The sequence below is a fragment of the Nostoc sp. EspVER01 genome, from assembly GCF_034530635.1.
Taxonomy (GTDB): Bacteria; Cyanobacteriota; Cyanobacteriia; order Cyanobacteriales; family Nostocaceae; genus Nostoc.
Genome location: NZ_JAVRCS010000001.1, coordinates 70,046 through 93,576 on the forward strand (window position 1 = coordinate 70,046; position 23,531 = coordinate 93,576).

A 23,531-nucleotide genomic window follows, 5' to 3' on the forward strand; every position below is an offset into this window, starting at 1 on the left:
TTGAACTAGTGGTGTATTGAAGTTAACAACTCTAAGATTTATGGTTGTAAAGCCTACTTATGAGTTATAAGTTATGATTTATGAGTTTTATTTTTAACTCCTAATTTCTAACTTTTTACCTGTACCAATCGTGAATCTACGCCGCCTGATTCCAATTTTTGATAGTTCAGTCTCCAACTGGGCATTAGAAGCGCGGTTGTTGCGCTGGTTAACGTTGATTTGGCTGTTCGTCGGCTTGATAATGCTATTTTCAGCATCATATCCTGTCGCTGATGCCCGTCAGAATGATGGTTTGTACTACTTTAAACGTCAACTGCTTTGGGTCTTAGTTTCCTTAATCGGATTCAATATTATTGTTAATTCGCCGTTGCAGAAAATTTTGGGATTATCCCATTGGTTTTTGTTGCTGTTTTTGGGGTTAATTTTTGTCACACTGATCCCAGGATTGGGAAGAAAAGCTTTTGATGCAGCGCGTTGGATTGCGATCGGGCCAATTCCGATTCAACCTTCAGAACTAATTAAACCCTTTTTGGTGTTGCAAAGTGCGCGGCTTTTTGGTCAGTGGGAACGAATTAGTTGGCGGATTCGCTTGGCTTGGTTGGGTGTTTTTGGTCTGGTACTTTTAGGAATTCTTGCCCAGCCTAACTTGAGTACAACGGCACTTTGCGGCATGACTATCTGGCTAATTGCTTTAGCCGCTGGCTTACCTTACAAGTACCTGGGAGGAACAGCAATTGGTGGAGTAATGCTGGCACTACTCAGTATTAGTATTAAAGAGTATCAGCGTAAGCGGGTGATGTCATTCCTCAATCCTTGGGCGGATGCTACAGGAGATGGCTACCAGTTGGTGCAAAGTCTACTAGCTGTGGGTTCTGGTAAAACTTGGGGAGTTGGATATGGGCTTTCTCAACAAAAGCTGTTTTATTTACCAATTCAAGATACCGATTTTATTTTTGCGGTGTTCGCTGAAGAGTTTGGCTTTGTTGGCAGTATGGTGTTATTGGTGCTTTTAGCTACATTCGCTACTCTCGGATTAGTTGTGGCGCTGAAGGCTAAAAATATAGTACATAGATTAGTAGCGATCGGTGTGACGACTTTGATGGTAGGACAATCATTGCTCCACATCGGTGTTGCTACAGGTTCTCTACCGACTACTGGCTTACCTTTGCCCATGTTTAGTTATGGTGGTAATTCTATGATTGCCAGCTTAATAGCTGCTGGTTTGCTGATTCGGGTAGCACGTGAGAGTAATGAAGCTGAGGTAGTACCGTTGCGAAAACCTCAGCTTGAAAATGGGCGCAGACGCCGAGCTTTTCATAAAACCAGGAATTGAGCTAGCATTTTATATATCTCTGCTTTTCATATTGCTCAAAAAGTTACCTCTGAGGTAAAGGAGTCTTAAATGGGCTATTGCTAGGTAGCAGAGTAGGTGGAATTGGGTTAATGCCAGGTATAGGAATAGGCTCTACTTTTTTGAGGACTGTGATTGCAAACCCTCTTTGTTGGGGTTGTTGCTTGCCAGATATATCATTGACTAGCAGTCCGATTTGAGCGGGGAAGGCTTGATTGACTGGAAGCTTCATTGAACCAACTGCTGGAACGTCATTGCCGTATGGTAGAAGTTTAACCTGAATATTTTCTCCCTCTACTCTCCAACTCAGGGTAGCAGATTCACCTTCCTTGAGAACCAGATTTGGTTGTTCGCTACCGTTGATTCTAAAAGAGACAATTTTAAATGGTTTTGGTAATATTCCAATTTTTGATTCAGTCTTTTTAAAACTAGTTTTTTGACTTCCATTGTTAGGAAAGGCTTTGATTTCAAATACAAAATTTCCGGCTTTAGTTGCTGATAAAGGAATATTTGTACATCGTAGTTGTTGATTCTGTTGTGTACATAGCTTTTGAAGTTTTGGGTCGGTAATATTACCTTGATTAAATTTATAAGTAATTGGCTCACTATATAATGTACCATCATCTGCGCTGCCAGCGATTTGAATTTGCGCTAACAATAATGGACGGGCAATTGCCCAGCTTAAAAGAATATTTTGACCTTTTGTATACAATGGTTTATCTGGTTGAAAACTAAGTACTTCAGCAATTTGTTTTTCAGCTATTTCTACTTGGGTGGTTTGGCTAGCTACTTTGTTATTAGGAGAAAATATTTGTATACCATTGCGATAAAAGGCTTGTAACTCAAAAGTATAATTCCCTTTTGTTTTCACTCCAGTTTTAACGTTGCTACAAATTAGCTCTTGTTTATCTTGCACCTGACAAGGAGGGATTTCATTGGTGCTTCCTTTACCCAGTGTTTCAGGAATGCCATTGCTAAAGTCATAAGTAATAGGCTGAATAGGTTGGGAACCTTTAGCCGTCAGAACTAATTTTTTTAACTGTTTATATTGATGAATTTCCCAGTTTAAAGCTACCTCATCACCTTCAGTAATTTGAGAGTCATTTGCACTAAAATTTTCTAATCTCAAAGGATCGGGGTTTAAAATTCGCCAAATGATAAATCCTATCCCTCCCAAAATTGCCAAAATTGCCAAAATTAACAGAAGAAATTGCCACCAAGGGCGGGGTTTCCATACCAAAGTTCCTTGAGACAGTGTGTTCGGTAGGGGTAAATTTTGTTGGTCTTTGATATCGAGTTGAAAGTTGACCACTAGCCCTGCACCAAACCACGGTCTTCGCCACCAAGGTTTGGGTTTGACCGTCAAATTAGCCACAGCACTTCTATTAGGTAATAATCTGACTTCAGTAGGATCGAATTTGTAAGTATATAGTTCTTCTTCGTCTCTACTTTTTAAGTTCAATATCAGTTCGCGGACAATATTGCCCTGGTTAGCTAGTGATAATTCGTACTTGCCAAGACTACGGCTAACTTGTCCCAAGATGGTATGAAGTTGTATATCTAAGCGATAATTTGTCGGAATTTGGATATACACCAAATCCAGCAGTACTAAGTCTGGAGAGTTTTCTGAATATAAGCGGATTGTCGGTGAATAGCTTCCTGCAAGGGTATCCCCAGGTGGGTGAAATTTCAACAATATTTGACCTTGAGTACCAGGATTGAGTTCTAGTGCAGTCACGTCAGACACTAATCCTGGCCCCTCAAATCCAGTTGCAGGATAATTAATTGTGAACCAGTCATCGTCTAAATCTGGGCAACTTAAGCGGAATCTATCTACGAGATAAGAGCGATTGTCAACTATTACCTCTACTTGCAGAGACTCACTAGGATTGAAAATTAACGGTTTGTTGGGGTTGGTGTTAGGTCTGATGGAAAATGTCGGGTCGTTCACCCGAATTGCAGTCTGTTCTTTTAGTAGAACCTTAATTTGGTTTGCGAAAGTTATGGGAGTCTCTTGTGGATAATGTAGAGGAGAATCTACGACTAGTGTGTAGTCATAGGTTCCTGGGAGAGCATTGGCGGCGACTTGAAACTCAAACCTTACTTCGTCGCTATTTTGCCCTGGAGCTAATGCTAAACTTTCTCTAGGAGAACTAGACCAACCGGTTAAATTTTGAAATACTTCGTCAAAAACAAAATATAAGTCAATAACCGCACTTTGATTTCCCTGATTGATTACAACAATATAGAGTTCAATCGTATCTCCTGGCATCCCAAATTGAATTCCAGGCGGGTTGATAATAACTTGCAGTGGATTGAATTTAGCTTGCATGTCATTGATTCCCTTATTTGATGCGGTGTAATTTGACCTGAAAATCTTCATCACCACTCACAATCATGGTTCCTTGATTAGTTTTCAAATCGATACTATTGATTTTTTTAGAGCTTTTGTAAATTTGTTTACCTTCTGCTGCTTTTGTTTTGTCGAGCTTGTGTTCGGGAGTTAAATACCAAACTAAGACTCGTCCATCATCGCCACCACTTACTAAGAGACTACCATCGTCACTAAATGCTAGAGTCCGCACAGATGTTTTTGATGCTGACCAACGGTCTAGTTGTGAACAATTAAGCTCATTTATTTTTTCTAGCGGATTCGGATTTTTAATAGTTTGACACTGATTTAAATCCCAAATGGTAATAAATCCCGCAGAATCAGAAGTTGCAAGGATTTTTCCTGTTGAGTCAGGAACAAAAGCTAATCCCCAAATATAATCTTCCGGCCCAACTAATGGGTCTAGTTTTTCTAAATTTTGCACTGATAAACTTAGGGATTGTTTATCAGATTGAGTTTGATTCCACTGCCACAATATAAAACGCTTAAAGTTTCCAGCAATTACTAGAGTTTGTGCATCTGGGCTGAGATTTAATGCCCGGACTTGGAAACCTGATAGTTTCAATCTACTTTGTACGTCAATAACTTGCGGTTCTGGTAGAAAATCGCTGTTAGGCGCTGGTCTTGACCATAGTCTCACTTTACCACTGCCATAACCACTGAATAAATTAAGTGAGTTTGAGGTGAAAGCTAAATCAAAAACGCGATCGCCTTTTGCTTTAGGATCTTTAAGGTCTTGAAGTTGGCTAATCTTTGCACCTGAAGGAACATCTCTGAGTTCAATGACACCATTATCTAAACCAACAGCAACACGATTATTTTGTAACGGCATGAAGCGCAAGACTTCTACAGCGTCATCGGTAATGGCCATCAATCCTTTAGGCTGTTGTGATTGGTCGCAAGCCAGGGATTGCCCAGCATACCTTACTGTATCATCAGGGTCTAAGCTATCAGCACCAATTCTCCAAAGTCTTAAGGTGCAATCATCTGAGCCGCTGACCACAGATAAACCAATGCCACTAAAACGCACTGAGTTGACAGAACGAGTATGCATTACACCTCTTGGTTGCAGGATTAATGCGAGGAGTGCGGCTAAAAGTGCGATCGCAGCTAATTGTAGCCATAAAGGTATAATTGGCAGAGTCTCTACTTCTAATGTCTGCGTGGCTGGGTCTGTACTGCCTAAACGTTGATCGGATAATTCTGATTTAGCCTCCAGCAACAAAGTTTTGCCGATTCCAACCCAAGGGCGTTTTGTTTTAACATCGAGAAGGACTTTACTTGTCTCTCCTAGATGAAGATTGGCGGTTTCCGGAAGCTTTTTAAAACTACATTTTCGCCAGTCTCTACCCTGCACCTGCACATTAATTTCCTGGTTGAGATTGCTAGCGTTTTTAAATAGTAATTCAAAGGAAGCTGTATCAGATTTCCAGTCAGGCAACCATGCCGATTTATTGGGGATTTTCAGGTGTTTCTCGGTGGTAGTAAAGTCTATAAAACCCACTGGCAAAACTTCAATATTGCCTTCAGCATTAGTTGGATAACCATTATTGCTAACAGCTTCAATAGTAAAAGGATAATTTTGACTGGGCGCTTGCACTACAGAAGGAGGTTGGCATTGGAATGTAGCTTCTGCTAAACCACCTGGATCTAAGGGTAATCGGCGTTCTGCACTGCCAGCTAGCCAAGACGGATCGACGCCTGTAAAACGTAGCATTACCTCGGTTGGTTGTTGCCCCAAGTTTCGCACTCGTACTGGTATATCGACAGAATTGCGGGGATAAACTTGGAACTCTCGTACAGGTAATTCTAGACTTAAATGTGTTGGTCTGTTGTCTCGCTCGATTTTCAGGCGTAGCACAAGTCTGGACTGTTGTGCTAATTGCGGTGAAAAAATATTTACCATCAGGTTGACAGTACCAACAAATCCCGGAATGGGTGTATTGAATACGAAAACTTGGAAGATGGTACTACTGCCCGGTGGCTTGGCTGCCGCTACCTCTGGTTCGAGTCTATACCAGCGATATCCTGTGTTGCGGATTTCTCCGGCTGCGGTAATTTCTATTTGAAAATTGATGAAGCGATCGCTGTCATTATTGACAGTTACCTCAAATGATACAGGAGTATCACCTGGACGAAAGGTTAAGTTCTGAGTAGAAAGGCTGGCATTAATAACACTTTTTTCCATGCTATTACTTATAATATTTTTTTATATTCTGCATGACTAGCACTATTAAAAAATTAATGTCTCGTGAAAACGTGACAATAGCTTTTTTCCTTTGATTATTGAAATTTATATACTATTAAATATTGTGTAATAAATTGGACAATTTATAAAAGTCATTTTCAAAGGCGATCGCTAATAGAGATATAGCAGAATTCAAAATTCAGAATTCAGGAGTAAAACACGCTTTATACCTGGGTAACAGACTTAGCTTGCTTGTGTACCTCACCAAATTGAAATCTGCTGTATGAGCCAAAAAGAATGTAGAGACATAGCAGTGCTACGTCTCTACAAGGGTTTTGGATAACGCATATTTAATTTTGGATATGACTCAATACGGTTCGGATAAGTATTTTGAACTCAGAATAGGGTTTGGGGAAAAGAGGAATGGGTTTGCGGTTAAAGGTTTTTTATTCCCCTTTCCCCTTTCCCCTTTCCCCTTTACCCTTTCCCCTTTAACCGAACCGTATTGGCAACGCCTGAACTCAAATTAAAATCGTTGCCCAATTCCCAGATGCACTTTGCTTTCTCCCTGGTCGTTAATGCCATAGTCAGCCCGAATTAAACCTAGTGGTGAATTTACTCGCACTCCCGCCCCATAACCAAAACCATAACCTGCTTTATCTCGTACACCTGCCGGATCTCCTAATACAGTATCACCAGAACCTAAATCTGAGGCGAAGTCGGCAAACAATACACCGCCTACGATTGGTAAAACGGGAAAACGATATTCTGCGGAAGCCAACACATAACTGCGTCCACTGCCAACTTCTCCAGAATCGTAACCGCGCACTGAGTTGGAACCACCCAAGTTAAAGCTTTCGTAAGGCGGTAAATTCCCAAGGACGGTACCGGCTTGGACATTCACCGCAAAGACTTGTGGCTGTTTGCTGTTAAATAACTGCACTGGTAAATATTGGCTGTAATTAGCTTTGAGGCGATTGAGGGAAATATTACCTTGACCGACGGGTATAGATTGTTCTGTACTCAGACTTAGAACGGAACCTTGAGTTGGATTGAGGGGATTATCTCGTTGGTCTTTGGTGGCGGTGAAGGATACGGTAGTTAGGTCGTCAATACCAGTTCCACTCGCAGATAGGGGATTGCCCTGAACGTCGGTTGGGGTAACATTACCTTGGCGATCGCGAATACTAGTTCGGGTATAATTTAATCCTAATGATGTATTCCAATCATCAATTGGTCGCTGCAAGCTAACACCACCGCCAATTTGACCTTCTCGCACTTTGTCGCCGTTAGCTAGCTTAATCTTGTCATCAAAGGTTTCCGAAAGTTCCTGACTACGAAAACCATTTACAGTGTAGCCGAAGCGATCGGGGTTAGTTATCCGATAGGGACTGGTAAATTTGGTATTAAACTGCAAGTCTCGGCTACTTACACCAACATTCACCCCTAAAGTATCATTAACACCGCCGACATTCTGATCTTGATAGCTGATTGTACCTACCAATCCTTGATCAGCATTGTAACTACCACCCAAGTTAACACCACGGGCCCCAGTTTCTTTAAGTTGGTAGACTAAATCAAGTTTTGTTGCATCCCCTTCTAAGGCAACATTCACACTCTCAAATAAACCTGTACGATATAGCTGTTGAATGTCTTGTTTAACGATATTTTCTTGGAAAATTTGACCGGGTTTTAACTTTAGTTGTTGTTGTAAGAAATCTGCTTTGGTGCGTCCTCCGACGGGATTACCTTTGCTATCAACGGTTTTACCCTCATCGTTGACAAAGCGAAATTTGATATCACTTACCAAGCCTTCAGCGACATTCACAGTGAGAATGCCTTGAGAACTAGGTTTAATTGATAACACCCGCGCCAAGTTATAACCATTGTCGGCGTACCACTTGTTAATTTCTGCTACTGCTTGTTGCAGTCCACTGGGACTAATGGTGGTTCCAATCTGAGATTGCAAACGTTGTTGGGCGACTTGATAGGTAAGTACTTTAGCACCAGATAGTTGCAGCGATCGCACAATCACTGGTTGGACTTGGTAAACTACATTCAATCCAGCCTGTGTGCTAAAGCTATTCACACTGACATTGCTAAATAAACCTGTATTTAAAATTGCAGTTACATCTCTTTGTAGCTGGCTTTGACTGGTTTCTCCACCAGCTTGGGTTTTAATTACCTGGCGAATGATTTGCTGTAATTCTTGATTGGCTCCCACCACCTGTACATCTGTAGCTGTGACGACTAAATTGCTTTCATTAGCAGGAGTTTTGGGGGATGAAGGTGAAAAAGAGGGAGTGGGAGAAAGTATTACTGATGAATTTCCCTTGTCTGCTGATTTTAAGACTACTGGGGAATTTTTGTTTGCACCTGTTTGCACGGCGAGGGGATTTTGGGAAAATTGTTGTGCAACTATAGTTTCTGGGGAAGCAATTGTCTCTACCCGTGCGGGAGTGTCTTCAATTATTGGCACCACCAAGTTACCAGCTTTTGCAGTTGGAGTAACGGTTTTAGCAGGTGCAGCCGTTGCTTGCCCAGTAACATTGCCAGCAGCTAAAGTAGCTAAAGTAAAAATAGCAGTAGTAGAAACTCGCATAAATATTTAACCTAATTAACTGGGAGTTAGTTGTAGAGACGCTAGCGAATAGGGATAATACTAACTTCCAGCTGCTTCGTCGATTTCCCTATTTATACCTCTTACCCAAACAGACAGTTAATTTTGATATTTTGTTTCTATGAGTAATCTATCTCGGTCATCGCTAGCTTCTAACTCCCAATCTGCAACTTCTCCTTTGCGGTTACTTGTATTAAGTAATGGTCATGGGGAAGATGTGATTGCAGTTCGGATTTTGCAAGAACTCCAACGACAACCAAACCCACCAGAGATATTTGCTTTACCTCTGGTGGGTGAAGGACGTGCTTATGAACAGTTGGATATCCCCTTTATCGGTTCAGTTCTGAATATGCCTTCTGGCGGCTTTATTTATATGGATGGCCGCCAATTAGCGCGGGATGTACGCGGTGGTTTATTGCAACTTACCCTCAGCCAAATTAAAGCTATCCGCCGTTGGGTGAGTTCTCAAAAAAAATTAGGTAATAGAAGGGCGATTTTAGCAGTGGGAGATATCTTGCCGCTGTTGTTTGCAACATTGAGTGGCGCTAATTATGCTTTTGTCGGTACGGCAAAATCTGAATATTATGTGCGAGATGAAGCTGGATTATTACCACGAAAATCTCAAGACGGAGGTTGGGAAAACTTTTCTGGTTCAATTTACCATCCTTGGGAACGTTGGTTAATGAGTCGTCGCCGTTGTAAGGCTGTGTTCCTTAGAGATGCGCTGACGACGGAAACATTAAAACAATGGCCAATTCCAGCTTTCTATTTGGGTAATCCCATGATGGATGGTCTAGAACCGACGTTTTCACGCCAACAATTTTATAGTCAGAATATCCAACAGCAAGAGACAGTTCGACCTTTTGTAGTGACTCTTCTTCCTGGTTCTCGTCCGCCAGAAGCATACACGAACTGGGAAACAATTATGATTGCTGTATCTGCATTAATGACAAGTTTTCAACAGCGAGATTCAATCTTCTATACTTCTAACACAGTAGTGTTTTTAGGTGCGATCGCTCCTGGTTTAGACTCTAATATTTTATCCCAAAGTGTACAATCCCAAGGCTGGCGTACTGAATCAGCATCTCCTATCCAACTTCGCGATCCAAAGGTCTTGACATTTAAACAGAGAAATGCTTATTTGCTATTGACCCAACAAGCCTATAATGATTGCTTACATTTGGGAGATATAGCGATCGCAATGGCAGGTACAGCCACAGAACAGTTTATCGGTTTAGGGAAACCTGCGATCGCGATTCCTGGTAATGGGCCACAATATAACCCTGGCTTTGCTGAATCTCAAAGTCGTCTTCTCGGATCGTCTTTGATTTTAATCGATCAACCGGCAGAAGTAGCGAAGGTTGTACAATCCCTATTTAAAAACCCTGATAATTTGCAAATTATTGCTGAAAATGGTAAGCGACGTATGGGCAAACCGGGAGCAGCACTACGTATTGCTAATTGCTTGCGGGAAAAATTGGGATAATGGGGCAGTGGGTATGGGGCATTGTGGCAGGTTATTCTCCTTGTCCCCTTGTCCCCTCATCTCCCTTGTCCCTAATACCTTACGCCACCAAGCCCGAACGTAAGGCCCTCACAGCAGCTTGGGTACGGTCATCAGCACATAGTTTATTTAGAATATTACGAACATGGGTTTTGACAGTACCAACTGTAATGTAGAGTTTCTCGGCAATTTGCCCATTGCTACATCCGGCTACAATCAACTCTAGGATTTCCAGTTCCCGTTGAGTCAGAGGGTATGTTTCCAAAACTTGCTCGTATTCTGATGCCAACGCTTCAATTTTTACAGTCTTCGGCTTGTCAGAACCTTGACTTTCTCCAGGAATACCTTGGCGCATCTTCCGCAATACCACGTTGGCAATTGCCGGATCGATCCAAGAGTTACCGCCGTGAGTTGCTTGAATTGCCTCAGTTAATTTACTGATGCTGGTTTCTTTCATATAATAAGAATCAGCGCCAGCTGCAAAGGCTGCAAGTACAGCGTCCTCTGTATGATCCATTGTCAAGATGAGAATCTTTGTAGTAGATTGCCCATTTTCAGCCTGGGAGCGTTTAAATTTGCGAGTGAGTTCGATGCCATCCATGTCAGGCAAGCCGATATCTACTACCGCTACATCTGGCTTGGCCGTTTCTAAAAGTTTTAACCCTTGGGTAGCATTTGCCGCTTCCCCAATTACTTTCAATGCACTATGAGACTGTAACGCTGCTCGTAGCCCCATGCGCGTTAAGTCATGATCTTCAATTAAAATAATACTAATTTCATTCATCGCTACACTCACTCTTGCGCTGTTTGCATCTTTCAAAGTCTTGCCTTTTGTAACTACTATCTATTATTTTCCCAAACTCAAGATAGATGATATTTTAACCTGTCTGCATCCACCGATAGAAATAACAAATACTCAAAAATTTTATATTTAGATAGAGGACAAATCTAGCTGGAGATATATAGATACTTACATAAAAAGTATGAAATATTAAAACGAATGCCAAATTGCTCCTTCTTAGCTGACAATTCAGCTTTGAGTTGCCATGTTCCATTGGTTAATTAGTATTATTTGGGATCAAACTTTAAAAAAAGCTTACGAAAATGAAAAAATTACAGCGGGTGAAAGTTGCTTTGCGAGAAAGTGAACGATGGATGCGAGCGATTTTTAATCAAACCTTTGGATTCATCCGATTGATAGAGGCAATAGAGATCCTTATGGAAGCGAATCAGCAGCGTTAAAATTTGGCGGAATCACCAACAGCAAAGTAATTCCTAATTTTTGGTGACTAACTTGTTCATCTGACTTTTCACAGGAGATAATAGCAACCCTCTGTGCTAATGTACAAACCTCTCCCCTTTTAGGTTTTGAATTTTTGCCTAACTTTTGTCGAGAACCTTTTTTCGGCATTAAGGTTTGGTAATTTTGCGAACATCTATAAGTTTGATATAACCGGGAAAATACTAATACAGATGTGGCGATCGCGAAAAAAATTAGTTGAAATTTCAGGAGCTAGGATTACTTCAGATTCACAAAGAGTTATAGATATTACTTTTTTATTTACCTGGTCTAACTAACCTGATAGATAAAACTGTTCAAGCTTATGGTACACGATAATGGGATGCAACTCTCACCAATGACTGACGACGATGGCTTGCTTACTCATCTACAATTGTTTTAAGTTGGTAAAGTATTTTATTTTACTTTATATCAGCGGTGTCTGCTTGTTAATTACTAATTTTTTGCAGGGCATTGGTCATTTGCTAGGAGTTTAGTTACCAGAGTCTTGTAAATTAACCAGATTGAAGATACAACAGACTCAATTCAACCCAAGGAAAGTCCCGAAAGAGCGATCAACATACTACTAATGGAGGATAACGAAGTTGATGTGATGAGTGTCAAGCAGCTATTAAAGTGGATCTTATGCAAAATATCTTAATCAATCAAATTACAGGTTTTAGATATCCGAAAATCTTATATTCTTTAGTTGGATAAACTGAAAAAGAGAAATGTTATACATCAACCTATGTTTGGCGGCGAAAATAAAAACCGATGGAAGAGACGCTGAAAATTTTGGTTGTAGACGATGACGAAGTAGACCGGATAGCAATCTGTTCTGCTCTGACTACAGCAGGTGTTCAGATGCAACTGTCTGAAGTAAGCAATGGTAATGATGCGTTCTCTGTTTTAAGCATTACTGCTTACGATTGTGTTTTCCTAAACTATTCCTTACCAGATAGGGATGCACTAACTTTGATTCAACAGCTACGTTCTTCAGAAATTAAAGTTCCTTTAGTAGTCCTAACTGGTCAAGGAGATGAACAAATTACTCTCCAATTATTGAAAGCTGGTGCTACAGACTATCTCTCTAAGTCTAGAATATCTCCAGAAACTTTGTCGCAGGTTTTGCGGAATGTAATTCGGATTTATCGGGCGGAAATGCAGGTGGATTTGGCAAATCAGCAACTTAGAGAAACTTATGAACAACTCATTTGTCAGAACCAAGAATTGGAGAGACAACAACAACAGATTCAAATACAAAACTTCAAGCTATTGGAGGCATCACGTCTAAAATCACTTTTTTTGGCAACTATATCTCACGAACTTAGAACGCCGATGAATGCGATTATTGGTTTTTCGCAAATACTGCTGCGTCCTAAATTCGGTCAGCTAACGCGCCAGCAAGCAGATATGGTTGAGCGCATTTTGAATAATGGGAAGCATTTACTAATGCTACTCAATGAAGTTCTCGACTTTTCCAAACTGGAGGGAGGAGGATTAGATTTAAAGGCAGAAAGATTTGATATATCAAAGGTAATCAATCTTGTTGTCAGTGAAATGCGTTCCCTAGCTGATGCTAAAAATCTTTCATTATTAGTACAAACCGATTTGCAAAATCCTTTGGTATTTAACGATCCGGTTCGTGTCAAACAGATTTTAATTAACCTGCTTTCCAACGCCATTAAATTCACAGAATCTGGTGAAATTTGGGTTGAGGTCAAGGAACTCCCTGCAAATCGAGTGGTAATTATCGTTCAAGATACAGGTATAGGCATAGCCCCCAGAGATTTTAAGCATATTTTTGAAGCATTTCGGCAAGTCGATCAAACTATCACTCGCAAATATCCAGGTACAGGTCTGGGTTTGGCAATTATAGATTCGCTAGTGCGAATGATGGGCGGTAAAATATTTCTTGAGAGTAAATTGGGGGTGGGTTCAATGTTTAAAATTGAATTGCCACGTCAAATTACATTACCGACTGTAGCACCCCATGCTCCAGCTTCACAGTTAGATAACGATAGCGACGATTTTTTTTGCCCTGCTAAAAATCCTCACCAGTCATCTTCTCAAGCCAGGAAAGCACCAATAGAATATCCTAAATTTAAAAATTACTTCCCAAAAAACTGATAAAAATTTATAAATCATGTCTGTAGTTGAAAATAATAAAATTTATCGGATCTTAGCAGTTGACGACACTCAAGATAATCTCATTTTGGTTCAAGCAATTTTAGAAAGTGAGGGGTATAAAATTGATTTGGCTTCAGATGGAATCAAGGCTTTACGCAAAATTGAGCAATCTCCACCCGATCTGATTCTGTTAGATGTAATGATGCCAGGGATAGATGGCTATGAAGTCACACGTCGGATTCGGAATAACCCTGCAATCTCTTATATTCCAATTCTGTTAATTACTGCCTTTCACCAATCCAGCGTTGTCGAAGGTTTGGATGCTGGTGCTGATGATTTTATTCGTAAACCATTTGATACTGATGAACTACTGGCAAGAGTGCGATCGCTATTACGTCTCAAGCACAGTCTGGACGAACAACAAAAAATGGCCCGCCAACGGGAAGATTTTGTTTCCCGTCTGACTCATGACTTGCGAACTCCCCTAGTAGCCGCCGATCGGATGTTGAATTTGTTTGAAATGGAAACATTCTGTAAAATTTCGCCGGAAATGAAACAGGCGATCGCAGTTATGATTCGCAGTAACCAAAATTTGATGGAAATGGTCAACACGCTCTTAGAAGTCTATCGCTTCGAGGCAGGTAAAAAAACGTTGAATTGGGAGGAATGCGATTTATCTGAGATATCTCAAGAAGTAGTCAGCGAACTAAGTCCTCTAACTAATGAAAAAGGCTTGACTCTGGAAATAGATACCCGTGAATTAGATCCACTGAGTCAAAACGCTGCTATTATCATGGGCGATCGCTTAGAGTTACGGCGAGTGTTAAACAACCTGATTGCAAATGCCATCAAATTTACAGATACGGGAGGCATAACAATCCGTATTTATGAAACATCATCTAATCTAGGAGATCCAGATTCGGTCATAATTGAGGTACAAGATACAGGATATGGGATTGCGCCAGAAGATCAAGGAACAATTTTCGAGCGATTTCGCCAAGGCAGAAATAAACGCTCAGGTAGTGGCTTAGGACTACATCTATCCCATCGCATTATAGAAGGGCACGCAGGAACTATCAAGGTCGCTTCTGAACTAGGTAAAGGTAGTTTGTTTACTGTTCAACTACCTAAAAACACTTAAGCTATTCTCCTTTACCACAGATTATTATGCGGATATCTCCCAATAAATTACATTAATTTTTGATGTGTTTTTATGTCCCTAACAAAACTTAAATTAGCTTAAATTATATGGATTAATTACAGCAGCATTTGAAGGTTAATCCAATCTAGAATACTGCCAGATAACTTGTCTCTTCCAATATTTGTATACTCCCAATGGCAGATGTATTGATCGACTAAAATAACTAAATCTACTTTTGTATCATTCTATAGATAGTAGAAATAACTATTTGACAAAGTTATTATTCAACCTATTAATGCCTGAAAAACGTGTATGCACCCTGGAATCATAACCCAGGGTCTTTTTTATAAAAACTTAGATAATCATCATTTTTTCATCATTGACTACTGTCCATGTCCACCCTCAACTCTTAATAGGGTGGACATGGACAGGGCTTAAAAAGGATTATAGAGTAAACTAAAATACAGACCGTTTTCTTGTAATGTTCTCTCATTATTTGAGTTAATAGATACCAAAGGAATACCCCAATCAAGACGAACGGTGAAGCGATCGCCCTGTGCCAAACGCAACCCCAGACCAACAGCAGCTAAAGTATTGCGATCAGGATTATCTTTACCAGAAGTATTCCAGCCAACACCAAAATCTACAAAGGGGATAACCTGTAAGATGCTATTTATCTGCGGTAAGCGCAGAATTGGTACTTGAACTTCCGCAGACACAAAAGTGCCATTATCTGTCAGCAGGTAATCTTGACGGTAGCCGCGAATGCTATCCTGTCCACCGATGCCAAATTGCTCTATCGGCAGAAGTTTTGTAGATGCTAGTTGCGTATTTAAACGTAATAACAATAAAGTTTCAGGAGCTAAAAGGCGCGCCCACTGCGCTTGCCCTTGCCAAGCAAAAAAACGGCTATCGGGAGCATCTTGATTAACTGTGGCATTCAACACATCTATGCCCAAACTGAATTGAGAGCGTAGGGCGATGACTTCACGACTGTTACGACTCGTCCATTCTTGAAAAAATCGCAACGCCGATACCCTAGTGCGTCCCTCATCATCAGCACCAGGCGAAAGTTCAGAGGCGGGAACCCCTTCTCTCTGTAACAAGGACGAGATATCACTTTCGCGTCGGGAAGCTGTTAACCCCAGAGCGAATTCTTGTGTAGGAGTTTGGATTATTGGCTGGCGGAATGTCAGTTCGTAGTAGCGAGAAGCTGATTCGATATCTAGGAAGTCGAAAGGAGGCTCAATGACATTGCTCGACGTAGTGCCATAGTTCAAGGTAAGCGTTCCGTTGCGGGGATTAAGAGGCAACGTGTAACTAGCGTCAAAGGAATTGCTACCATCAGTATTGGTGTAGCCTACACTCAGACTATCCCCCAATCCAAGTAAGTTGGCTTCATTCAATCTTAACCCGCGGCGAAAACTGCCAACACTAGGCGATCGCCCATTATCAAGAACTATTTGCCCACTAAAGGTTTTTGCCTCACTGATTTTAACTTCCAAAAGACTCGTACCCGTCCGCGACCCTGCTGAGAGTTCAGCAGTCACGTTTTGAATCAAAGGATTAAGTTGCAGCAGTTGCAGGGCTTCTAATAAACGCTGGCGATTCAGAGGCGGTGATGTCGCGATTGCTAGTCGGCTACGGACATAATTCGGGTTCAACCGCCGAGTCCCAGTTACCTGAATATCTTCTAATTTACCTTCGACCACCTGAATTTTGAGAACACCAGATTGGATTGTTTGAGGTGGAATATAGGCACCAGAAGTAATGTAACCATTTTTGACATATAACTCAGTGATTTTAGAACGTGCTTGATACACTTGGGTCAGTGAGATCGGTCGTTTGGTAAATTCAGCAGTGACTTTGGCTAATTCTTGGGCACTGAAAACTGTGCTACCAACAACTTCAAAGCGTTCAACAACAATAGTTTGAGGAAAGTTACCAGGGAGTGGTGCATCAGGTGTGGGAGTTGGGGCAGAGGGTGGAAGTAGTTCTGCTGGTGGAGGGAGTGGCTGTGGCACTTCAGGTGAGGGAAGTGGTGAGGGTGTGGGTGGTTGGATATCCTGTGGTGGTGGAATTTGTTGTGATAGGGTGAAATCACTCGTTGGTAATTGTGTAGTATCAACAGCCTGAGCTTTCAGTGGACTTAAAGATGTACTGCTAAGTAATAGAAGCATACTCAGCGGTAAGCAGGACACTATAAGATTCTGAGGGTATTTATCAATCATCGCACTGGACTATTTTTTGTCAGTAACTATGGGATTATACGGGGACTGCTTCAGATGTGAATCTTACTTCATCTTTTGTCGCTAAAGTTGATATCTTGAGCAAATCTCACTTTAAAAGCTAAATCATCTGGTGATTGCAGATTTAAAAGTATTAATGAGATATCTGGTGAAATTAAATTAATTATGCGTTGCCCGAAATCCTTAGTAGGCAAAATTTATGTAGTCAAAGGCTTCCCGTACCACTACGTGGAAGCAAGCTACGCCTAGTATCTCCGTGCTTTTTTTACAGTTAAATCTAATACCAAATTTCTGATGAGAGTGTGCTGCAATCAGTAGACCTCTTGCAAAAGTAATTTTTGCACTCTTGTGGGAAAAGGGAAAAGGTTAAAGGGAAAAGGTTTTTTATTGTTCCTTTCCCCTTTCCCCCTTACCCTTTTCCCTACTTTTGCAAGAAGTCTAGTGTAGGTCTTTCTCTTGTGCGTCTCTGAAAGACAAGCCTACACCGCTCATTGCAACCTCCTACCTGCTACCTTCTTCACTGCATACCGCTTTGCTGAAACATTCCCATCAATTTACGTTTACGAGCATGAGTTTGCATCAAGTTGTCCCGATAGCTTAACCAGTCAGCTTTCTTCCCAGATTCCAGGTAGGCATTACGCGCCTTTTTCAACCATTCAACTGCGTAATAATAGTATTCGGCTTTACCTGCATCCATAATCTTTTCAGCACGGCGACGAGCATTCGCAATCACCCAACCAGGATTATGAGGGATAGCAGCATCCATAACTCGGTGAATTAACTCTGAACGATCGGAACTTAGTTCACTAGCGATCGCAATTGCATCATCAATTAGCCCCTCATGCAAGAATATATCTACCTTGGCTGATTCTGTTCCCCAACCACTACAAGTACGGACAATTCTCAGCAGGTCTGTTTTGACACTTTCCCAGTTTTCCCCAGCTAATTCTGCCATCCTTTGGTAATCCACAAAAGACGGCTTCATTTGAAAAGCTGCCTTGATTGCTAATAAAGCAGCTTCACTATTACCCAACTCACTAGCTAAATCACTTGTCCAAATTCCCAATTCATACTGACAATTACCCGGTAAATTTAATCCACTCTGGGCTATATCTAGTGCTTGCTGTAACGCTCCCTGAAGACTGAGTGTTTTCGCTAGGGCAAAGGCTTCTTCCATTGAGTTCATCTGGGTTTGAGCAGCATCAATTGCTTCTTCCACCCTGCCTAAACGCCCCAACATTGTCAGATATTGCTGGGTTTGCCCTTCCGCTTCTGCTAAATACAGGTATTCTTGATAACGTTCTTGACGTTCGAGAATTTTTAGGCGAATTAATGCCAAATCGTCTGCATAATCTGGTACGTCTTCTTCCCATGCTCCCCTTTCAGTAATGTTACCTTGGAGAACTTGTACCAGCGGCAGATAATCCCAACCTTGGCGTAAAGCCTCCATGACTAGACCAAAATCAGCATTCCACTCATCTTGCCAAGCTTCCAAATTTATTTGAATATCAACTTTTTCTTCTGGAGTAAGTTCGGCGATTAGAACTGCTTCACACCAAGCATTATTTAATTCCGCGACAACTTCATCATTTTCAGCGCCATATTCGGCAACATCATCCCAATTTTCCGCACAGGTAGAGGTAATCGCTGACAAAATAGCGATCGCATTTTCACCTTCTCCCCGTTCGCTAAAATCTACCGCAGTTTGCACTACACTCAACAAATCTTCGCCAATCGGGTCTTCTTCATATCCCTCCTCAAAGTAGCGCACAGTATCCTTGAGAATCTGCCGTACTTGCCGCCGAAAGGGAGCCGGATCGAGAGTATTGCGGCGCACGAATTTTATGGCTGTTTGGTTGTCAGCAGGATTCGTCATCCAACTTACATGACGGTCAATCGCCTCAATTAGGGGGGGGTATTCTGCTACCAACTCTTGCAGCAGCCTTTGAGTTTCGATACTATCCAGGCGATTTAGTAGTTCTTCAAGGGTGGGGCGCTGCTCAATATTTTCTGAGTTACGCGCACAAACGAGCATCGTCGCCACAATGTGCTTGCACCAACCTTCATAGTTGTAAGCACAGGTGCATTTTACTGAGGTTAACCCACTGCTATCGAAACTTAGGTTGACATGATAAGGTCTAGCTTCGGTGCCTACAACATCTGCCTGAAGCTGATGACCACGTTGGATAACTGCATTAACAGCACCAGCGTTGTAATATGCCTCGCCCCGCTGGAAAGATTTGGCGTTGGCATGACGGCGGATAGTAAATTCACTAATTTGGGGAATAGACATCGAGCGATCGCCTGCGTAAATCTTCTGGATCAATCCTAAATCCAGCTTAGTGTTACGCTAACGCGCTGTAAAGAGAAAGGTGTGGAGATTCTGAGTGAAACTGCAATTTCTATTCATTAACTAGCTCAGAACTGGGAATCAGCTTCATTACCCTGCAAATACTCACTTAATTTCTTGTCGCTTTTCTGGGAAAACCAACCCATATAATGAAAATATCCATATTTTCGCCAGAAGTGAGTGAATCATAATTTGAGTTAGCAATACCCGAACCTGAAATCAGTGAACAGTCAACAGTAAACAGTCAGGGTAATGTAAGGTAAGGGATTTAGAGTTCAGCGATAAAACTGATAACTGATAACTGTTAAAAGGGTTGCGCTGATTGTCGGTCAAGTTGAGAATAAATAGGCGAAGCACACGGGGAAACTAACGTGAGTCAAGGATATGATTACGATTTAGTAATTATCGGCGCTGGTGTAGGCGGACATGGCGCAGCCTTACACGCCGTAAGTTGTGGTTTGAAAACAGCAATTATTGAAGCTGCTGATATGGGAGGAACCTGTGTTAATCGGGGCTGTATTCCTTCTAAAGCGCTGTTGGCAGCATCTGGACGTGTGCGGGAGTTACGCAATGCCCACCACCTCAAGTCACTGGGAATTCAAATTGGTAGCGTAGAATTCGATCGCCAAGCGATCGCTAATCATGCTAGTAATCTCGTCTCGAAAATTCAAGGCGACTTAACCAACAGCCTCAAACGTCTAGGGGTCGATATCATCAGGGGTTGGGGAAAAATCGCTGGGGCGCAAAAAGTTTCTGTCGTCGGAGACGGCGGTGAAAAAACCATCACAGCCAAAGACATTATCCTTTCACCTGGTTCAATTCCTTTTGTGCCTCCAGGGATTGAAGTAGACGGCAAAACTGTCTTTACCAGCGATCAAGGTGTCAAATTAGAGTCATTACCAGACTGGGTGGCAATTATTGGTAGTGGTTACATCGGCTTAGAATTTTCTGATATTTACTCAGCTTTGGGTTGTGAAATCACCTTGATTGAAGCCCTAGATCAGTTAATGCCAGGATTTGACCGCGATATTGCCAAACTTGCCGAACGGGTGCTAATTACTCCCCGCGATATTGAAACGAAAGTCGGGATATACGCCAAAAAAGTCATTCCCGGTTCACCTGTAGTCATTGAGTTAGCAGATTTCAAAACCAAAGAAGATGTAGATGTCATCGAGGTAGATGCTTGCTTGGTAGCTACAGGACGCATCCCGGCGACCAAAAATCTCGGTTTAGAGTCTGTGGGTGTGGAACTCGATCGGCGGAATTTTATTCCAGTAGATGATCGCATGGCAGTACTATCAGCAGGTGAAGTCGTACCGCATTTGTGGGCAATTGGCGACGCGAATGGGAAGATGATGTTAGCCCATGCGGCTTCTGCTCAAGGCGTCATCGCGGTAGAAAATATAGTTGGGAGGGAAAAAATAGTAGACTATCGCAGCATCCCCGCAGCGGCATTTACCCACCCAGAGGTCAGCTATGTAGGCTTAACTGAAACAGCAGCTAAGGAGTTGGGACAAGCCGAAGGATTTGAAATCGCCACAAGTAGGAGTTACTTCAAAGGAAATTCCAAAGCGTTGGCAGAAAATGAAGCCGACGGTATTGCCAAGGTGATATATCGCAAAGACACCGGAGAAGTCTTAGGAGTCCACATTTTCGGACTGCACGCCTCAGACTTAATTCATGAAGCGTCAGCTGCGATCGCCAACCGTCAATCTGTCCACAATCTTGCACATCTAGTTCACGCCCACCCGACACTCTCGGAAGTTCTGGACGAAGCTTATAAACGAGCGATCGCAATTTAGTCATTTGTTCTTTGTCATTTGTCCTTTGCTAATAAACAAGGACAAATGACCACTGACAAATGACCAATAACCAATGACCAATGACCAATAACTAATTATGCAAATCCGTCGTCGTTCACCTAACCCAGCTATTGATGTATCGATATTGCGTTATCAGGCTGTCGTGCCTGATGCAGCGCCAAACAACATCTTGGAAGAAATTGTCTGGCAGAAAGAAGTAGAATATGACCAAATGCGGGAAAAGGTTCCTTTGCAAGAATTGCGAAAGCAGGTACTGACTGCACCGCCAACCCGTGATTTTGTCGCCGCCTTGCGCCAAGGTAAGACTAAGCCAGCATTAATTGCCGAAGTTAAAAAAGCTTCACCTAGTAAAGGTGTTTTACGAGAAGATTTTGACCCAGTAGCGATCGCGCTGTCTTATCAGCAAGGTGGTGCTAGTTGTCTTTCTGTGCTGACAGATGTCAAGTTTTTTCAAGGTAGTTTTGAAAACTTAGCCAAGGTTCGGGCTGCCGTAGATTTGCCCCTATTATGCAAAGAATTTATTGTCTATCCTTACCAGATGTACTTGGCGCGGATTCACGGTGCAGATGCTATTTTATTGATTGCCGCTATCCTGAGCGATCAAGATTTGAAATACTTCCTCAAAATTGCTAACAACCTGAAAATGGCAACCTTGGTTGAAGTTCATAGTTTGGCAGAACTTGACCGTGTGCTAGCCTTAGATGGAGTCTCCTTGGTAGGAATCAATAATCGCAATTTGGAAGATTTCTCTGTCGATCTGCAAACTACTTGCCAACTTTTGGCTGCAAGGGGTAGACAATTGCAAGAAAAAGATATCCTTGTTGTCAGCGAGTCAGGACTACACAACACAGAAGATTTGAGTTTAGTGCTGACAGCAGGTGCATCTGCTGTACTCATTGGAGAATCTTTGGTAAAACAACCAGATCCCGGTGCTGCGATCGCTCATATATTACCAAGGAATTTTTGAAAGAAACACCCCACCTGCCCTAAAAGGCGCAGGGCTGCACATAATAGTTGAGAAATTGGGCATACTATGCGTATACACGCAGCAATTTGCTATCAAATATCATTAATATCTTTGCCAAATCTTCATTGCTAATCAAATCAAAGCCATAAGCAACTAGTTATTCATTATGTAACAATTTATTAACAAGAAACAAACTGTGACTAATACAAAATCCCAAATATGAAATCAAAATTTAACTTCATGGAGCAAATTCCTCTACCTTCGCCTATTCACTACGAACTTATACTTCAACTCTTAGAAAGACAAACTATGTTAGCAGTAAATGATAACCCAGATTTACGGCATCAGGTGAATCAGTTAATTATTACTCTCCGTAAAGCTGCTGTACAGCAAAAGCGACTAGAAGAAATTTGCGAGTTTTCCTCTGTAACTATCGATCACCGTTGGTCAATCAACCATCATAACGATAACAAAGTTGTTGCCCCCGATTGAAAAAAATTGTCATCTTTATAAGATTTTAGTTTTGAGAAAGTTCATCTTGATTTAGATAAAACTGTAGATCAGTTAAAATAAAATATTGATGAGATTCTCTCTCGAATTTGACGAAAGATGAAATATAACAGCATTGATGAACTCCTCAGAAATAATCAGGCTTGGGTTGCCGAAAAGCTAGCCCTAGATCCAACTTACTTTCAAGAATTATCTAGTGGACAAACACCACCCTTTCTATACATTGGGTGTTCTGATAGTCGTCTGGCATTAACAAGGTTTACCCGTACAGAACCAGGAGAGTTATTTGTACATCGTAATATTGCCAATCAAGTTTCTCTAACGGATATAAACTTTTTAGCCGTTTTAGAATACGCAATTTTACACCTGAAAGTGGAACACATTATCGTTTGTGGTCACTACGATTGCGGAGGAATTAAGGCAGCTTTAGAAGGGAGAACTATCGGAATTCTTGATAACTGGGTAAATCCGATTCGGGAACTGTATTTAGAGAAACAAGAAGAAATTGATACCTTGCCAACAAGAGAAGAACGTCTGAATCGCTTGGCAGAAATCAATGTTGTGGCGCAAGTGAAAAATCTTTACCAAACTTCCATCATGCGTCAAGCACTCCATGAGCGAAAAGCGCCTATGGTTCATGGCTGGGTACTAGATATACGCACTGGACTAATCAAAGATTTAAACGTTTCAACTGTGCAATGGCAATTGCACATCTGCCCCTTGCTTCTAGAATTTAGACTCTATGCCATGTTAAAAAATTAGACTTAATTCGGTATTTACCGCCACACAAAAGCTGACATTTAAGACTTGATAAATATTGTTTTTACAACTTTTATTTAGATATCGGGTTTTCTTGGGTAGTATTTATGTATATTTCCAAAATTAAAGCAGTATTCTTAGAGATTTTTGTTTAATTAAAGTTACGAATACAAAGTAGTTAATTTCATGAAAAATTTTTTATAGAGGCAATTCATAAATTGCCTCTACAAGAATCAGTAACACAGATATTGGTACACTTAACCTACTT

General features: G+C 41.4%; 14 protein-coding genes. 8 read left to right on the top strand and 6 right to left on the bottom strand.

Annotation, left to right across the window (positions count from 1 at the left end):
* The first annotated feature begins 130 nt into the window (after positions 1–130).
* Positions 131–1,333 carry an FtsW/RodA/SpoVE family cell cycle protein gene (locus tag RMX69_RS00300; RefSeq protein ID WP_289794818.1) on the top strand — a complete coding sequence of 401 codons (1,203 nt, stop codon included), beginning with the start codon at positions 131–133 and terminating at the stop codon, positions 1,331–1,333.
* 43 nt (positions 1,334–1,376) lie between these two features.
* On the opposite strand, the gene RMX69_RS00305 is transcribed toward RMX69_RS00300, so the two are convergent.
* From RMX69_RS00305 to RMX69_RS00315, 3 genes are all read right to left on the bottom strand, one after another.
* Entirely contained in the window at positions 1,377–3,683 is a 2,307-nt protein-coding gene (locus tag RMX69_RS00305; RefSeq protein WP_322636090.1) for a hypothetical protein, read from the bottom strand.
* A gap of 13 nt (positions 3,684–3,696) precedes the next feature.
* Positions 3,697–5,931 (bottom strand): hypothetical protein, encoded by a 2,235-nt coding sequence (locus tag RMX69_RS00310; RefSeq protein ID WP_322636091.1) that lies wholly within the window; start codon positions 5,929–5,931, stop codon positions 3,697–3,699.
* A 526-nt stretch (positions 5,932–6,457) separates the two neighbouring features.
* Positions 6,458–8,533, bottom strand: coding sequence for an outer membrane protein assembly factor (locus tag RMX69_RS00315; RefSeq protein WP_322636092.1), 2,076 nt, complete (start codon positions 8,531–8,533; stop codon positions 6,458–6,460).
* 139 nt (positions 8,534–8,672) lie between these two features.
* Between RMX69_RS00315 and RMX69_RS00320 the strand changes: the two genes are divergently transcribed.
* Positions 8,673–10,037, top strand: coding sequence for a lipid-A-disaccharide synthase-related protein (locus RMX69_RS00320; RefSeq protein WP_322636093.1), 1,365 nt, complete (start codon positions 8,673–8,675; stop codon positions 10,035–10,037).
* Between the two features lie 79 nt (positions 10,038–10,116).
* On the opposite strand, the gene RMX69_RS00325 is transcribed toward RMX69_RS00320, so the two are convergent.
* A complete protein-coding gene (locus RMX69_RS00325; protein WP_289794814.1) occupies positions 10,117–10,839 on the bottom strand; it encodes a response regulator transcription factor in 723 nt (240 codons plus the stop codon).
* Between the two features lie 1,269 nt (positions 10,840–12,108).
* On the opposite strand from RMX69_RS00325, the gene RMX69_RS00330 reads away from it, so the two are divergent.
* A complete protein-coding gene (locus RMX69_RS00330) occupies positions 12,109–13,464 on the top strand; it encodes a hybrid sensor histidine kinase/response regulator (RefSeq protein WP_289794813.1) in 1,356 nt (451 codons plus the stop codon).
* Between the two features lie 16 nt (positions 13,465–13,480).
* On the top strand, positions 13,481–14,605 hold the full coding sequence (locus RMX69_RS00335) for a hybrid sensor histidine kinase/response regulator (RefSeq protein WP_289794812.1): 1,125 nt from the start codon (positions 13,481–13,483) through the stop codon (positions 14,603–14,605).
* 434 nt (positions 14,606–15,039) lie between these two features.
* Here RMX69_RS00335 and RMX69_RS00340 read toward each other — a convergent pair whose 3' ends face one another.
* Entirely contained in the window at positions 15,040–16,785 is a 1,746-nt protein-coding gene (locus tag RMX69_RS00340) for a ShlB/FhaC/HecB family hemolysin secretion/activation protein (protein ID WP_416211615.1), read from the bottom strand.
* 586 nt (positions 16,786–17,371) lie between these two features.
* Positions 17,372–19,147 carry an SWIM zinc finger family protein gene (locus RMX69_RS00345; protein ID WP_322636342.1) on the bottom strand — a complete coding sequence of 592 codons (1,776 nt, stop codon included), beginning with the start codon at positions 19,145–19,147 and terminating at the stop codon, positions 17,372–17,374.
* A gap of 428 nt (positions 19,148–19,575) precedes the next feature.
* Between RMX69_RS00345 and lpdA the strand changes: the two genes are divergently transcribed.
* The 4 genes from lpdA to RMX69_RS00365 all read left to right on the top strand — a co-directional run bounded on the left by lpdA (position 19,576) and on the right by RMX69_RS00365 (position 23,266).
* Positions 19,576–21,006 carry a dihydrolipoyl dehydrogenase gene (lpdA, locus tag RMX69_RS00350; RefSeq protein WP_289794810.1) on the top strand — a complete coding sequence of 477 codons (1,431 nt, stop codon included), beginning with the start codon at positions 19,576–19,578 and terminating at the stop codon, positions 21,004–21,006.
* Between the two features lie 97 nt (positions 21,007–21,103).
* Positions 21,104–21,994: an indole-3-glycerol phosphate synthase TrpC gene (gene trpC, locus RMX69_RS00355; protein ID WP_322636094.1), complete on the top strand. Its 891-nt coding sequence runs from the start codon at positions 21,104–21,106 to the stop codon at positions 21,992–21,994.
* 240 nt (positions 21,995–22,234) lie between these two features.
* A complete protein-coding gene (locus RMX69_RS00360) occupies positions 22,235–22,486 on the top strand; it encodes a DUF5340 domain-containing protein (RefSeq protein ID WP_094349807.1) in 252 nt (83 codons plus the stop codon).
* A gap of 117 nt (positions 22,487–22,603) precedes the next feature.
* On the top strand, positions 22,604–23,266 hold the full coding sequence (locus tag RMX69_RS00365; RefSeq protein WP_289794808.1) for a carbonic anhydrase: 663 nt from the start codon (positions 22,604–22,606) through the stop codon (positions 23,264–23,266).
* Positions 23,267–23,531: the final 265 nt, after the last annotated feature.